Origin of the sequence: Amycolatopsis sp. cg5, assembly GCF_041346955.1 — a bacterium.
In the GTDB taxonomy this organism is placed as follows: domain Bacteria; phylum Actinomycetota; class Actinomycetes; order Mycobacteriales; family Pseudonocardiaceae; genus Amycolatopsis.
In genome coordinates this window covers 7,923,213-7,937,666 of record NZ_CP166849.1, presented here as the reverse complement: position 1 = coordinate 7,937,666, position 14,454 = coordinate 7,923,213, and the positions used below count along the sequence as shown (strand labels likewise).

General features: G+C 68.7%; 13 protein-coding genes. 9 read left to right on the top strand and 4 right to left on the bottom strand.

All coding sequences use genetic code 11. The annotated features are described in order from the left end of the window. Positions 1-233: 233 nt before the first annotated feature. From AB5J62_RS35870 to AB5J62_RS35860, 3 genes are all read left to right on the top strand, one after another. Positions 234-800 carry a papain-like cysteine protease family protein gene (locus tag AB5J62_RS35870; protein ID WP_370944450.1) on the top strand — a complete coding sequence of 189 codons (567 nt, stop codon included), beginning with the start codon at positions 234-236 and terminating at the stop codon, positions 798-800. Continuing rightward, the gene (locus tag AB5J62_RS35865; RefSeq protein ID WP_370944449.1) at positions 797-1,036 is read left to right on the top strand and encodes a hypothetical protein; all 240 of its coding nucleotides are present in this window, start codon (positions 797-799) and stop codon (positions 1,034-1,036) included. The genes AB5J62_RS35870 and AB5J62_RS35865 overlap by 4 nt, the downstream gene beginning before the upstream one ends. A 74-nt stretch (positions 1,037-1,110) precedes the next feature. Further along, positions 1,111-1,743, top strand: coding sequence for a dTMP kinase (locus tag AB5J62_RS35860; RefSeq protein ID WP_370944448.1), 633 nt, complete (start codon positions 1,111-1,113; stop codon positions 1,741-1,743). Positions 1,744-1,752: 9 nt separating this feature from the next. Here the strand turns inward: AB5J62_RS35860 and AB5J62_RS35855 are convergent, their stop codons facing one another. From AB5J62_RS35855 to AB5J62_RS35840, 4 genes are all read right to left on the bottom strand, one after another. Continuing rightward, the gene (locus tag AB5J62_RS35855) at positions 1,753-2,868 is read right to left on the bottom strand and encodes an aromatic ring-hydroxylating dioxygenase subunit alpha (RefSeq protein ID WP_370944447.1); all 1,116 of its coding nucleotides are present in this window, start codon (positions 2,866-2,868) and stop codon (positions 1,753-1,755) included. Beyond that, a complete protein-coding gene (gene solA / locus AB5J62_RS35850; RefSeq protein WP_370944446.1) occupies positions 2,865-3,986 on the bottom strand; it encodes an N-methyl-L-tryptophan oxidase in 1,122 nt (373 codons plus the stop codon). Before solA ends, AB5J62_RS35855 begins: the two co-directional genes overlap by 4 nt. 2 nt (positions 3,987-3,988) lie before the next feature. Then, a complete protein-coding gene (locus AB5J62_RS35845) occupies positions 3,989-6,430 on the bottom strand; it encodes an FAD-dependent oxidoreductase (protein ID WP_370944445.1) in 2,442 nt (813 codons plus the stop codon). A gap of 123 nt (positions 6,431-6,553) precedes the next feature. Continuing rightward, a complete protein-coding gene (locus AB5J62_RS35840; protein ID WP_370944444.1) occupies positions 6,554-7,327 on the bottom strand; it encodes an IclR family transcriptional regulator in 774 nt (257 codons plus the stop codon). Positions 7,328-7,461: 134 nt separating this feature from the next. Here AB5J62_RS35840 and AB5J62_RS35835 point away from each other — a divergent pair, with 134 nt between their 5' ends. The 6 genes from AB5J62_RS35835 to hpf all read left to right on the top strand — a co-directional run bounded on the left by AB5J62_RS35835 (position 7,462) and on the right by hpf (position 14,360). Further along, positions 7,462-7,779 (top strand): bifunctional 3-phenylpropionate/cinnamic acid dioxygenase ferredoxin subunit, encoded by a 318-nt coding sequence (locus AB5J62_RS35835; protein ID WP_370944442.1) that lies wholly within the window; start codon positions 7,462-7,464, stop codon positions 7,777-7,779. A gap of 166 nt (positions 7,780-7,945) precedes the next feature. Beyond that, on the top strand, positions 7,946-8,623 hold the full coding sequence (gene mtrA, locus AB5J62_RS35830; protein WP_005150760.1) for an MtrAB system response regulator MtrA: 678 nt from the start codon (positions 7,946-7,948) through the stop codon (positions 8,621-8,623). Between the two features lie 7 nt (positions 8,624-8,630). Continuing rightward, on the top strand, positions 8,631-10,349 hold the full coding sequence (mtrB, locus tag AB5J62_RS35825) for an MtrAB system histidine kinase MtrB (protein ID WP_370944441.1): 1,719 nt from the start codon (positions 8,631-8,633) through the stop codon (positions 10,347-10,349). 32 nt (positions 10,350-10,381) lie between these two features. Continuing rightward, complete coding sequence (locus AB5J62_RS35820) at positions 10,382-12,079, top strand: LpqB family beta-propeller domain-containing protein (protein WP_370950425.1); 1,698 nt, start codon at positions 10,382-10,384, stop codon at positions 12,077-12,079. A gap of 394 nt (positions 12,080-12,473) precedes the next feature. After that, positions 12,474-13,127, top strand: a complete 654-nt coding sequence (locus AB5J62_RS35815) for a ComF family protein (protein ID WP_370944439.1) — start codon at positions 12,474-12,476, stop codon at positions 13,125-13,127. Between the two features lie 540 nt (positions 13,128-13,667). Continuing rightward, the gene (gene hpf, locus AB5J62_RS35810; RefSeq protein ID WP_370944437.1) at positions 13,668-14,360 is read left to right on the top strand and encodes a ribosome hibernation-promoting factor, HPF/YfiA family; all 693 of its coding nucleotides are present in this window, start codon (positions 13,668-13,670) and stop codon (positions 14,358-14,360) included. Positions 14,361-14,454 lie beyond the last annotated feature (94 nt).

Below are 14,454 nucleotides of genomic sequence, written 5' to 3'. Positions count from 1 at the left end.
ACTAACGAGTGTTTGCTGGGCGTGAACACCGCGGAACGTTCACGGTAGCAGCGCCGTCCGGCATTTCCGACCGCTCTTTAGGGGTGTTGGCCACGCCAGGGTGACCGTTCCGCGTTCCGGGGTTGACGCGGAACGATCCGTTCGGATGGGTGACCTTCTTGCTCAGGGTGATTGTCACGGACCAGATTTGTCACGAACCGAAGTTCGGCGGGGGTTCGGACGGGAGGCCATGGGTGCCGGTCTACTCCAAGGCGCGCGTCATCGGAGCCGCGTGCCTGACGCTCTGGCTGGTTCCACCTGTCCAGGCGCACGCCGCACCTTCGGCGCGCTCGCTCGACATCACCATGCAGGCCCAGGAGCGGACCCAGTGGTGCTGGGCCGGTTCGGGCAACACTATCGCCGCCTTCCACGGCGCCACGATCACCCAGACCCGCTTCTGTCAGCTCGCGCACGATGAGTCAGGTGACTCCTGCGCGAACCTCGCGGGCACGCTCGGCGACGCCCAGCACGCCTACGCCGCGCTCGGTTTCTCATCGCCGGGGACCGCGCTCGCGGACAAGGTCGGCTACGACGACATCAAAGCCCAGATCGAAGCGGGCAGGCCGATCCAGACCCGGATCGGCTGGACCGTCGGCGGCGGCCACATCCACGTCGTCTACGGCTACGACAGCGTCCAGCAGCGCGTCTACTGGGGCGATCCGTGGCCGACGAACAGCCGCTACAACCTCTCGACCTACGCCTACTACTCGAGCAACCGCAGCTTCTCCTGGACCCACACACTCATCGGGGTCGCGAAATGAAGGCGCTCACGCTTGCCTTGCTGATCATCACCGGGTTGCTGGTGACCGGCGTTTCCGCCGGCGCCACGACGACGGTGTCCGCCACCGGCCTCGCCCCTCGGGTCATGCCCAGGGGAGAGACCGGCCCGCCACCTTCGGAGCGCGATTTCGACTGGGCGCCGTTCGGCGTCTTCGGCGGCATCGCGCTGCTGGTCGCGGGTGGCTACTGCCTCTACGCGCGGCGACGGCCCGCTTAGTCGTGCCGGCAGGCTCGGCGAGGACCCCCTGCACCCGCCGAGCCTGCCGGTCAACCACCTCGTAGGGTTGCCCCGTGGGCCGATTGGTAGTCATCGAAGGTTTGGACGGCGCGGGCAAGCGCACCCTCGCGAACGGGCTGACCGAGGCGCTGACCTCGGCGGGCGCCAGCGTCGCCGCGCTCGCTTTCCCCCGCTACGGCAAGAGCGTGCACGCCGACCTGGTCAAGGAGGCACTGCACCGCGGTCACGGCGACCTCGCCGACTCCGTCTACGGCATGGCGATGCTCTACGCCCTCGACCGGTCCGGCGCCGCCGACGAGATCCGCGTCCTGCGCGGCAGCCACGACGTGGTCCTGCTCGACCGCTACGTCGCCTCCAACGCCGCGTACGGCGCGGCCCGCCTGCACCAGGACGCTTCGGGCGAGTTCGTCGCCTGGGTCCGCGCGCTGGAGGTCGACCGGTTCGGCCTGCCGGTCCCCGACGCACACCTCCTGCTGCGCGTCACGCCCGAGGTCGCGGCCGCCCGAGCCGAGCACCGCGCTCGCACGGAGGCGGACCGGCCGAAAGACGCCTTCGAGTCGGACGATGCCCTGCAGCAGCGCTGCGCGGCCGTGTACGACCAGCTGGCGACCGGTGGCTGGCTGGCGCCGTGGCACGACGTCGCGGGCGCGGACCCGGTCGCGCTGGCCGCGACGCTGCTCGCCTGAGCACGAGCGCTACCGCTTCAACCGTTCCCTGACCCAGTCGTGGAATTCGGCGATGTGGTGCTCCGAGGGCATCAGGACCCCGCCGTCGGCGTAGGCCCGCGAGGACATCGCGGGCTGGCAGCGTTCACAGGCCTCGAAGTCCTGGACGTTCACCCGGTCGAACAACTCCACCGACCGCGACACGTCCTTTCCGGACGCCACCACGTCTTTCGAGTACAGCCAGTCGCATTCGACCACGGTCCGGTCCGCCGCCAGCGGATACATCCGGTGGAAGATCACGTGGTCCGGCACCAGGTTGACGAACACCTGCGGCCGCACGGTGATCGCGTAGTACCGCCGGTCCTGCTCCGAGGCCACGCCCGCCAGCTTCTCGAAGCCCGGTGAGCCGTCGATCGTGAACCCGTCGATCCCGGCGCCGAACTCCGCGCCGTGCCCGACGTAGTACTGCGCCGCGTAGCCGCCCGCGAACTCCGGCAGCACCTCGGTCAGCTCCGGGTGGATCGTCGCGCAGTGGTAGCACTCCATGAAGTTCTCGATGATCAGCTTCCAGTTGGCGCGCACGTCATAGGTGATACGACGGCCGACCGACAGCTCGTCGATCTCGTAGTGCTCGATCGCCTCCGCGTCGCCGAGCCGCGCGGTGGCCGCGCCGATCACGTCGTCTTCGAACGAAGGCGGCTCCGGCGCCAGGCACACCCACGCGTAGCCGAGCCACTCGCGCAGATGGACCCTGGTGAGTCCATAACGGACACGGTCGACGTCGGGCGTGCTGGTCAGGTTCGGCGCCGCGATCAGCTTGCCGTCGAGGCCGTAAGTCCAAGCGTGGTAAGGACATTGGAACGCGCGGCGGACCGTTCCCGATTCCTCTGTGCACACTCGCGCGCCGCGATGGCGGCAGACGTTGAGGAACGCGCGCAGCGCGCCGTCGCGTCCCCGGCTGACCAGAATGCTTTCCCGGCCCACCGTGACGGTGCGGAAATCGCCCGCCGCGGGCAGATCCGCGCCGCGGACCGCGCAGAACCACATGTTCTCGAAAATCGATGTCTGCTCTTCGGCGAAGATCTCCGGCGAGGTGTAGAAACGGCCGGGCAGCGTGGCCAGCAGGCTGGGCGGGAGCGCCGTCATCTTGCTCCTGTCAAACGAGCGGGGTCGAACAGGGCGATCGGGTGCGCGGTGCCGCCCTCGACGAGGTCGGCCAGGATCTCACCCACCACGGGCACGAACTTGAAGCCGTGCCCCGAAAAACCACACGCGACGACCACGCGGTCCCGTGCCGGGTGCCGCGCGATGACGAAGTGCTCGTCGGCCGTGTTGGTGTACATGCACGTCGCCGCGCGCTGGAATTCCCAAGGCAGGGAAGGCATCCGCGACCGCACGAACGCCGTCATGTCGGCGATCTCCTCGGCGTGCACGGTGCGGTCGATCGTCTCGGGTGTGCAGACCTGGCCACCGCGGAAGAACGCGACCTTCACGCTGCCGTCGACGGCGGGGAAGCCGTAGAACTGCCTGCCCGCGTCGCCTTCCCAGATATAGATGGGATGTCGCTGGAACGCGGTCACGTCCGACGGCGCGAACCAGTACTGCACCTGCCGCTCGATCGTGAACTCGACGCCCAGCTCAGCCAGCAGCTCCGGCGCCCACGCGCCGGGGCAGACCACCAGCTGTGCGGCCTCGTAGGTCCCGGCCGAGGTCTCGACGCGCACGCCGGACTCGTCCGCCGACCAGCGCAGCACCTTCTCCTCGAAGCGCAGCTCGGCGCCCGCGCGTTCGGCCAGCTTCAGGTGCGCGGCGACGCTCGACTCGGGCACGACGTAGCCTGCGCCCGCCTCGTACAGGCCGATGTCACCGTCGGACGGCCGCATGGTCGGAAAGCGTTCGCGGATCGCGGCCGCGTCGAGCAGCTCGTGCGGCAGGTCCCATTTCTGGGCGCTGAGCAGGCTGCCCGCGACCGTGCGAGAGTCCGGCTTGCCGATCATGATCCCGCCGCAGCGGTAGAAGGCGTCGATCCCGGAGTCCTGTTCGATGCCTTCCCACAGCTCGTGCGCGCGCAGCAGCAACGGCACATAGGCCGGATCTTCGAAGTACGCCTGCCGCGTGATCCGCGAGCCGCCGTGGCTGGAGCCGAGGTTGTGCACGGGGGAGAACTGCTCGATCCCGAGCACGCGGTGGCCGCGCTGCGCGAGCCGGTACGCGGCCGCGCTGCCCATCCCGCCCAGTCCGATAACGATCGTGTCGTGCGGCACGGTCAGCTCCTCAGCCTGGTCATCTTGGGGTCGAACAGCGGTTCTTCGGAAACCTGGACGGGAACGCGTGTCCCGAAGTACTCGATCTCCACCGGCCCGTCGAGCCGCGCGGGCAGCCAGGCGTACGCGATGTTCTTGCCGATCGTGTACCCGTACGCCGCGCTGGTGACGTAGCCGCGTGGCCGCCCGCCGACGAACACCGGTTCCTTGCCCAGCACGACCGCGTGCGCGTCGTCCCAGGTCAGGCAGGTCAACCGGCGTGAGACGGTCGCCTCGGACCGGCCCTCGATGGCGTCGCGGCCGATGAAGTAGCCCTTGTCCATCCGCACGGCGAAGCCGATCCCGGCCTCGTACGGGTCGTGCTCGGCGGTCATGTCGGTGCCCCACGACCGGTAGCCCTTCTCCAACCGCATGGAGTTGAACGCGTCGCGTCCCGCCGCGATGACACCGTGCTCCTGCCCGGCCTCCCAGAGGATGTCCCAGAGCTTCCGGCCCATGTCGGCCGTGGTGTACAGCTCCCAGCCGAGTTCGCCCACATAGGACAGTCGCATGGCCGTCACCGGCACTTCGCGGAGATAAGCCTTGCACGCCTTGAAGTATCCGAGCGCCTTGTGCGAGAAGTCCGTTGTGGACAGTGGCTGCACCAGGTCGCGCGCGCGTGGCCCCCACAGTCCGATACAGCAGGTGCCCGGCGTCGTTTCCTGGATCTGGACGGTGCCGTCACCGGGCAGATGCCGTGAGAACCAGTCGATATCGAGGTTCCCGTTCACGCCGACCTGGAACCGCTGCGCGTCCAGCCGCGCGACGGTCAGGTCGCTGCGCACGCCGCCGTCTTCGCCGAGCAGCAACGTGTACGTCACCGCGCCCGGTTTCTTGTCGAGCTGGTTCGTGGTCAGCGTCTGCAGGAACGGCAGCGCGCCGGGGCCGCTGATCTCCAGCCGTTTCAACGCCGTCATGTCGAACATCGCGACGCGTTCGCGGGCCACCAGCGCCTCGGCGCCCGCGATCGGCGACCAGTACCGCGCGGCCCAGTCGTTGCGTGCCGGGACGCGCTCGACCTCGGGCAGATTCGCGTTCGCCTCGTACCAATGCGGCCGTTCCCAGCCGCCCGCTTCGAGGAAGAACGCGCCGAGTTCGGCCTGCCGCTCGTAGAACGGACTGGTACGCAATGGCCGCGGATCTTCCATGGGCTGCAAGGGATGCAGCACGTCGTACACCTCGACGAAACTCTGGCAGCTGCGCGCATGCACGTAATCCGGTGCCAGTTGGACCTTTTCGAACCGCGCGAGGTCGCACGAGTGCAGGTCGAGACGCGGCTGCCCGTCGATGAGCCACTCGGCCATCGACCGCGCGACGCCCGCGGAATGCGTGATCCAAACGGCTTCGGCCAGCCAGAAGCCGTCCAGTTCCGGATGCTCGCCGAGCAGCGGCATGCCGTCGGGGGTGAACGAGAACAGGCCGTTGATGCCCTCCTCGACCTTGGCCTCGCCCAGCGACGGCAGCAGGTCGACGGCGGCGGCCCACGACTCGTCGAAGTCGGCGGGGGTGAAGGTCAGCTCGGACGGCATGCCCGGCGACGTGCGCGGATCGGCGATCTCGGCGGCGTCGATCGGCATCGGCCGGTGCCCGTACGCGCCGATGCCGATCCGGTCGACATGCTCGCGGAAGTAGAGGTCGGCGTCCTGATGCCGCAGTATCGGCTTGCTCGCTTCGCCCGGCTCGGTGTTGTGCCCGGCCAGCTGCGGCAGTGCGGTGGTGCGCGCGTACTGGTGCGCCATCGGCACCAGCGGCACCGTGAGATCGACGAGGCCGCCGATCACCGGCCCCCACATGCCCGCGCACGAGACGACGACGTCCGCGCGGAACGTGTCCGTCTCGGTGGTCACGCCGGTGACGCGGCCCGCGGACCGCTCGATCGCGATCACCTTCTGGCGCGCGAGGAACCGGGCGCCGCGGCCGATCGCGAGCTGGGCCTGTGCTTCGGCGGCGCGCAGTGGTTTGGCGAGCCCGTCGGACGGGATGTGGAACCCGCCGAGCACCTTGGCGGGGTCGACCAGCGGGTGCAGCGCGGCGCATTCCTCCGGCCCGACCAGCGAACTCGCGACCCCGGAAGCGGTGGCCCAGCCCTGTCTTCGCTTGAGATCTCCGAGCCGCTCGGGCGTCGTCGCGACCTCGAGGCCGCCGACCTGATTGAAGCACCACCCGCCGTCGAGGGTGAGCTCCGAGTACTTGGCGACGGTGTACTTCGCGAACTCGGTCATGGTCCGGCAGCCGTTGGTCTGGAAGACCAGGCCGGGCGCGTGCGAGCTGGAGCCGCCGGTGGTGAACAGGTCGCCCTGCTCCAGGACGGTGACGTCGGTCCAGCCTCGTGCGGTCAGCTCGTCGGCGAGCGCGCAGCCGACGATGCCTGCCCCGATCAGCACGACGCGAGGGGTGACGGCCATGCGAGAACCTCCTGGTCAGTCGTCCACAAAGGACCAAGATGCAGGCGGAGCTGTTCCGTCTTCTGCAACAAGGTGCGTTATGCGAGACGCTGCTGTCAATAGGCCAAGAGGGCTCGCAAATCGTCAGCTCTTGAAGTACCCCAGCTGCGACGAAAGTTCTTCCGCCGCTTGGGTCATCGGCCGCACGATTTGCCGCACGCGCTGTTTCGACAGCCGGTACGACGGGCCCGAAGCGCTCATCGCGGCGATCACCTCACCGCCCGGCCCGAGTATCGGCACGGCCACCGCGTGCAGCCCGAGTTCCAGCTCCTCGAAGCAGGCGGCGTAACCCTCTTCGAGCACCCGGTCCAGCTCCAGCGTCAGCTCGGTGGGCTCGACGGTGGTGCGCGGGGTGTACTGCTCCAGCTTGCGGCGCAGCAGCTTGCGCCGCTCGGCCTCGGCCATGTTCGCCAGCAGCACCTTGCCGCTGGACGTGGCGTGCAGCGGGGTGCGCTGGCCGGTCCAGTTCTGCGTGCTGATCGCCGCGGCGCCGCGCGCCTGGCTGATGTTGATCGCGACGCCGTCGTCGGCGACGGCGATGTTGACCGTCTCGCCGAGCGTCTCGGCCAGCGCCTGGCAGCTGTGCCGCCCGAGTTTCGCCAGGTCCATGCGCCCGGTGGCGGCGCCGGCCAGGCGCACCATGCCGAAGCCGATGGCGTACTTCCCGCGTTCGCCGAGCTGCTCGACCAGCCCGCGCGCCTCCAGCACGCTCACCAGCCGCGAGACGGTCGACTTGTGCACGCCCAGCTCGACCGAGATCTCGGTGATGCCCGCTTCGCCCTCGCGGGCGAGTATTTCCAGCACGCTGATCGCCCGGTCGACGGACTGCACCTGAGATGGCCCCTCGGAGTTCCGCATAGCGCAACAGTATGGCGTTTTGCGAAACTCCGCTGATCTGACCGGGGGACACCCTTGACGAGTCCGGGGGTCGGGGCCGATCGTTGCGGAGGGCAGAACGTGTCTCGCCCTGCGCAACGTCCAGGAGGCTTGTGATGATCAGAGCGTGCGACGTCTCCGACCTTCCCGACGGCGAGGCGGTTCGTATTGTCGCGCACGTCCCCATCTCCGTGTTCCACAGCGAAGGCGAATTCTTCGCGATCGACGACACCTGCACCCATCAGGACGCCTCGCTCGCCGACGGCTGGATCGAGGGCTGCGTCGTCGAGTGCCCGCTGCACGCGGCGACCTTCGACCTCCGCAGCGGCAAGGCGCTCTGCCTGCCCGCGAGCGAACCCGTCCGCACCTACCCGGTCGTGGTGTCCGGCGGAGTGATCTATGTGGACACTGGAGTGCAGACCGGCGTCGCGTGAGCGGATCATCCGACGCGGCGTTTCTTCATATGTCGACAAAAGCGTCTTGCCTTCCCCTTGCCTGGGGCACCCGTTCGGAGCAGCACGAAGAGGGAATCTTGATCTTTCTGGTGGTCAAGCGCCGGGTCGTGCACGCGTTGAGACACTTCAGTGCGAACATGTCCTCATGAAGGCACGTGTACTGGTGGTCGACGACGACCCGGCACTCGCGGAGATGCTCACGATCGTGCTGCGAGGGGAGGGGTTCGACACCGCCGTCGTCGCGGACGGCTCGCGAGCGCTGCCCGCGCTGCGTGAGCTGAAACCCGACCTGGTGCTGCTCGACCTCATGCTCCCCGGCATGAACGGCATCGACGTCTGCAAGGCGATCCGCGCCGAGTCCGGGGTGCCGATCGTGATGCTCACGGCCAAGAGCGACACCGTGGACATCGTGCTGGGCCTCGAATCCGGCGCCGATGACTACGTCGTCAAACCGTTCAAGCCCAAGGAACTCGTCGCCCGCGTGCGGGCACGCATGCGCCGGACCGAGGCCGAGCCCGCGGAATCGCTGACCATCGGCGATCTCGCGATCGACGTGCCCGGTCACGAGGTGACCCGCGAGGGCAAGGCGATCCCGCTGACGCCGCTCGAGTTCGACCTGCTGGTCGCGCTCGCCCGCAAGCCGAGGCAGGTGTTCACCCGCGAGGTGCTGCTGGAGCAGGTGTGGGGCTACCGCCACGCCGCGGACACCCGGCTGGTGAACGTCCACGTGCAGCGATTGCGTTCCAAGGTGGAGAAGGATCCGGAACATCCCGAGGTCGTCTTGACGGTCCGCGGGGTCGGGTACAAGGCGGGCCCGCCATAATCGGGGGATGAGACAGCGGTTCCGTGTGTTCGCGGCCGCGGCGGCTCGGCTGATCCGGCGGGTGTCGGTGTTCGGCCGCCGCCGCTCGGTCGCGTTCGGCGAGTTGTGGCGCCATTCGCTGCAGTTCCGCGTCACCGTGTCCACCCTGGCCTTGTCGTCAGCGGTGGTCTTCGTGCTGGGCATGGTCCTGCAGAACCAGATCACCGAGCGGCTGATCACCACCAAGCAGAACGCCGCGGTGGCGCAGACGCAGGCGGTGGCCGAGGCAGCCGCGACCGAGCTGGTCGGGATCGGCGCCGAGCCAGCCGACACGATGCGCGAACGGCTGTCCAACGCGCTGAAAGGCCTGGCCAGCAGCTCCGCGGGAGCCAAGGACGGGCCGGTTTCGGCCGCGGGCACCTTCGAGCCGGTGCTCGCGACCGGCGGGCGCAACACGGCGTCCGACGCCGTCTTCGCGGGCAACTACGACAAGGTGCCGGTCCGGCTGCGGCAGTTCGTCGAGTCGAACCAGCTCAGCCTGCAGATCCACACCGTCGAGAACGACGGCACCCGCACCACGTACATGATCGTCGGCGCGCCCGTGACCAGCGGGTTGACGCCGTTGCAGCTGTATCTGCTCTTCCCGCTCACCGCCGAGCAGAACACCGTCTCGACCGTGCAGAACACCTTGTTCGTCGGCGGGCTCGTGTTGCTGCTCCTGCTCGCCGCGATCACCAACCTGGTCACCCGCCAGGTGGTCAGGCCGGTCCGCCAAGCGGCCGCTGCCGCCGAGCAGTTCGCGGGCGGTGACCTGGAACAACGCCTCGCCGTCGTCGGCGAGGACGACTTGTCGAAGCTCGCCGTCTCCTACAACGAGATGGCCGCGAGCATCCAGCGCCAGATCCGCCAGCTCGAGGACTTCGGCGGCCTGCAGCGCCGGTTCACCTCGGACGTCTCGCACGAGCTGCGCACCCCGCTGACCACCGTCCGGATGGCCGCCGACGTGCTGCACGCCTCGCGCGAGCAGTTCCCGGCAGGCCTCGCGCGGTCCACCGAGCTGCTGGTCGACGAGCTCGACCGGTTCGAGGCGCTGCTCGGCGACCTGCTGGAGATCAGCCGTCTCGACGCGGGCGTCGAGGAGCTGTCCGCCGAGTTCATCGACATCCGCCCGATCGCGCGCCGCGCCGCCGAGCAGGTGCGCGGCATCGCCAGCAACGCGGGCAGCGTCATCGAGCTGGAGCTGCCCGACGACGAGACGCCGGTCGAGATCGACGCCCGCCGCGTCGAGCGCATCCTGCGGAACCTGCTGGCCAACGCGGTCGACCACAGCGAGGGCCGCCCGGTGAAGATGCGCGTGGTCGCCGGCGAGGACGCGGTCGCCATCGCCGTGCGCGACCACGGCGTCGGCCTGCGGGCAGGCGAAGCCGACCTGGTGTTCAACCGCTTCTGGCGCGCGGACCCGTCACGCAACCGCCGCACCGGCGGCACCGGGCTCGGGCTGGCGATCAGCCAGGAGGACGCCAGGCTGCACGGCGGCGAGCTCGACGCCTGGGGCGAGCTGGGCGCGGGCGCCTGCTTCCGGCTGACTTTGCCGCTGCGCCAGGACACCCCGTTCACCACCAGCCCGCTGCCGCTGCCGCCGGAGGACTTCACCCCGGTCGAGCCGCTGAACGGCCACGTCGGGCTGCTTGAGGTCCAACCGGCGCAGGAAGCCATCCTGGCCGACCATGAGGAGGTAGGCCGGTGAAGACCGCGGTCAAGCTCATCGCGCTCGCGGTCATGCTGCTGGCGAGCGGCTGCGCCAACATCCCGGCCGAGATGCAGCCCGTGGTGCTCTCGGGCGAGCGTCCCGCTCAGGCCGTCCAGACACCGCAGGAGCCTGAGAAAGGCTTGGACGCGCTCACGGTCGTCCGCGACTTCATCAAGGCCAGCGCGCTGACCGCGAGCGGCAACGCTTCGCCGACAGCCAGCGTCTACCTCGACGAAGAGACTCGTAAGAGCTGGTCGCCGGTCAAGGGCCTCACGATCATCGAGGACACCTTCGGCACGGTCTACGCGCCCGAGCCCGAGCAAAGCGCCGACCCGAACGAGAAGGTCGTGCTCGTCCGCGGGTTCATGGTCGGCACGCTCGGCCAGGACAGCGCGTTCATCCCGGCCGTGCCCGCCAGCGGCGACTACATCCTGCCGGTCCACGTGCGGCTGCAGGCCGACGGCCAGTGGCGCATCACCGGGCCGCTGTCGAACAACCTGGTGATCACCGAGCGCGACTTCTCGGCCAACTACTTCAAGGTCGCGGTCAACTTCTTCTCCCAGGACTCCGGCGTCTTCGTGCCCGACCTGCGCTACGTCTTCGCGAAGCCGCAGTCCGGCCTGCCCAACCGCGTGATGGACCTCGTGGTCGACGGCCCGTCCGAAGCGCTCAAGGGCGCCGTGATGAACCTGCTCGGCCCGGACGCCCGGCTGGAACAGAACGTGAAGGGCGTCGACGACGGTTCGCTCGTGGTGCCGTTGACGGGACTCGGCGATCCACCGATCGAAAAGAGACGCCTGATCCTGGCGCAGATCGTGTTCTCGCTGCAGAACGTCACGACCAGCCGGATCAAGGTCCTGTCCGACGGCAAGCCGATCCTGCCGGACAAGGACGCCTGGCGCGTCAACGACCTGGCGAGCTACCCCGTCGGCGCGCCACCCGAGCTGCCCGGCCTGTACACGGCGGGCGGCGGCATCTACTCGCTCGCCGACGGCAGGCCGCTGGCAGGCAATCCGTATCACGACGTGGTCAGCGCCGCGCAGTCGCTCGACGGCAAGCGGCTGGCCGCGGTCGAGAAGCTCGCCGGCGACCGGATGGTCTTGCGCATCGGGGCCATGGACCACCAGGAAGAAGTGGTCTCGGCGCCCCAGGGCGAGTTCCTGACGAGACCGACGTGGCGGGCCGCCACCGGCGGCGCCGAAGTATGGACGGCGGTCGACGGCACCACGGTGCTGCGCGCGGTGCTGACCGGCGACGGGAAGTGGAAGGCGCAGGGCGTCAACGCCACCGACCTGCTCGACCTCGGCAAGATCACCGCGCTGCGCCTGTCCCGCGACGGCGCCAGGGTCGCCGCGGTGGTCGCGGACAAGCTGATGGTCGCGGCCGTCGTGCGGACACCGGAGGGCGTCCGCCTCACCGCGCCGCGCAGCCTGCGCAACGCCGACCTGACGAACGTGACCGACGTGGACTGGGCGAGCCAGGACACCCTGGTCGCGGTGACCAGCTCGACCTCGCAGCCGGTGGTGAAGGTCCCGGTCGACGGCCGCCGGATGGACGGCTTCAACAGCTCCAACCTGACCGCGCCCGTCGGCGGCGTGACCGCCTCGCCGAACAAGCCGACGATCGTGGCCGACTCGAACGGCCTCTGGGTCGCGAACGAACTGGGCGAGGTCTGGCGCCCCCACGCCCGCACCGTCAAGGACGCCCGCCCCTTCTACCCCGGCTGACCCGCGCGCCTGTGGGTCGTGAGCGTTGCGGGCGGTTAGAACCGCCCGCAACGCTCACGAGTCTTGACCTGCGGAAACCCAGCGCACGCGGGCCCGTATCCGCCTACCCGGCATTGGGGCGGCGCGAGTGGAAGGTTTGCTGCGTTAGGTGCAGAAATTCCTCCACTCGCTCGGCAGACCTACTTCGGGCACGTGACAAGGGCCGCCCTTGCAACGCTCTGGGTGACAAGGGCCGCCCTTGTCACCCAGACCGCGACCCGCGCGGAACAGGCGCGGGGGTCGTGAGTGATGCGGCCGGTTCTAACCGGTCTAAACACTCACGACCCCCGGCAAAAATGTGGGGCGGGGCTTCGGGTGGCCGAAACTGTCGGTGGCCGGGTGGACACTCCGGGGTATGAAGACGAGAGCTTTCGACCTGCTGGTTCCCACTCGCTGCGCTGGTTGCGGCGCTGTGGGTGAGCCGTGTTGCGCCGACTGCGCCGCGGTGTGGGATTCGCTCACCGAGGTCGCGCGTGGTCCCACCGTCGGCCTGGCGCCCGTGTACGCGCTCGCGGCGTATCGCGGGGTCGCCCGGCGCCTGGTGATCGCCTACAAGGAGCGAGGACGGCGAGACCTGGCGCCCTCGCTCGGCTCGGCGCTCGCCCGTGCCGTCCCGTCGATGCCCGGACCGCCCGGCGAGCCCGTCTGGCTGGTGCCGGTTCCGTCGAAGGCGTCCGTCTCCCGGATGCGCGGCGGCGCCCACATGGCCCGGCTCGCGCGATGGTGCGCCCGCGCGCTCGGCGAGCAGGGCCTGCGGGCCGATGTCGCGCCGGCCCTGCGGCTGGATCCCGAAGTGCGGGACGCCGTCGGGCTTCGGAGCGGGGAGCGGGCGGCCAATTTGGCCGGGAAAGTGCGGCTGCGGGAACGGGGACGGCCACCGCCGGGCGCGCGGGTGATCGTGCTGGATGACGTCATCACGAGTGGTTCCACGGCGGCCGCTTGCGTGCGCGTGCTCGCATTAGGCGGAATGCATGTTGCGGCCGTGTTGACACTGACCGCAGCCGGGTGAACGGCTTATCACCTACACGAGTGATCTGATTCGGGAACGCGAGCGGGTGGGTGGCCGTTGTCGGGATATGAGGATGGTCGCCAGATACACACCGGCGCCGGGTGACTCCACTCCGGTGGCGGATGAAACTCCGCGGACGATCACCCTCGGGACAGGCGGCACATTTCGGTTGCGCCGTCAGTGTGAAAATCCCACTCATCCCATACGTCGAACGGGCCGGGTCACCGAGCGTTTCACCAGTGTTTCGCTGCGCGCAGTGACGAGTTCTCACAAGATGACATCCCCCGGCTCGGGGGCTGTTGTAACGCGCTTGATGAAGCTAACGTGCTCCGCTATCAGCTATCCCGGCCAGACAGGGAGGTGAACAGCCCATGTCCCTGGCGCCGCTGGTGCGCTGAGTCCGCGCTCGGTGGTACGGCACGAGACGTCGTGAACCGTCACTGAGTTCTCTCACCGCCCCCAGAGGGCATACGTCCCCGCTTTACCGGCGCCCTAGTGAACACAAAAGGCTCGCAGTCAATTCAGCGAGGGAGGTCGTGTATGGACATCGTCGTGAAGGGTCGTAACGTAGAGGTGCCTGAGCACTATCGGGCACTCGTCGGCGAAAAGCTGACCCGTCTAGAGCGCTATGACAAGAAGGTCATCCGTTACGACGTGGAGCTCTTCCACGAGCCCAACCGCAGGCAGTCGAAGAACTGCCAGCGTGTCGAAATCACCGGAAAGGGCAAGGGACCCGCTGTTCGCGCGGAAGCCTGTGCCGGGGATTTCTATGCCGCTCTCGACCTGGCGGTCACGAAACTCGAAAACCGTCTGCGCAAGTCGCACGATCGACGAAGGGTGCACTACGGGCGCCGAGTGCCGGAGTCTGTCTCCGCGGCGACCTCGATGATTGCCGGTGGCGATTCCGCCCCGATGGACAGTGCACAGCCCATGACGAGCACGGCGGTGCTGGAGGCACCCGCCGCTGCCGCTGCCGGATTCGGGGCCATGAGCCCTGAGGAGGTCGACCTCCCGGAGCAGCGCTGGGACGACGGAGTGGCCGAACACGAACCCGGCCGGATCGTCCGCGAAAAAGAACACACGGCCGAACCCATGACCGTCGACCAGGCTCTCTATGAGATGGAACTGGTCGGACACGACTTCTATCTGTTCAACGACACCGCGGCGGGCTGCCCGAGTGTCGTTTACCGAAGGCGAGGCTTTGATTACGGCGTGATCCGCCTGGCGAAGTAGCCGGTCGAAACGTCCACGAAGGGCCCGCACGCGACGCGCGTGCGGGCCCTTCGCATGGAACTTGCGCACGCGACTGCACGTTGGCAGTAACGTT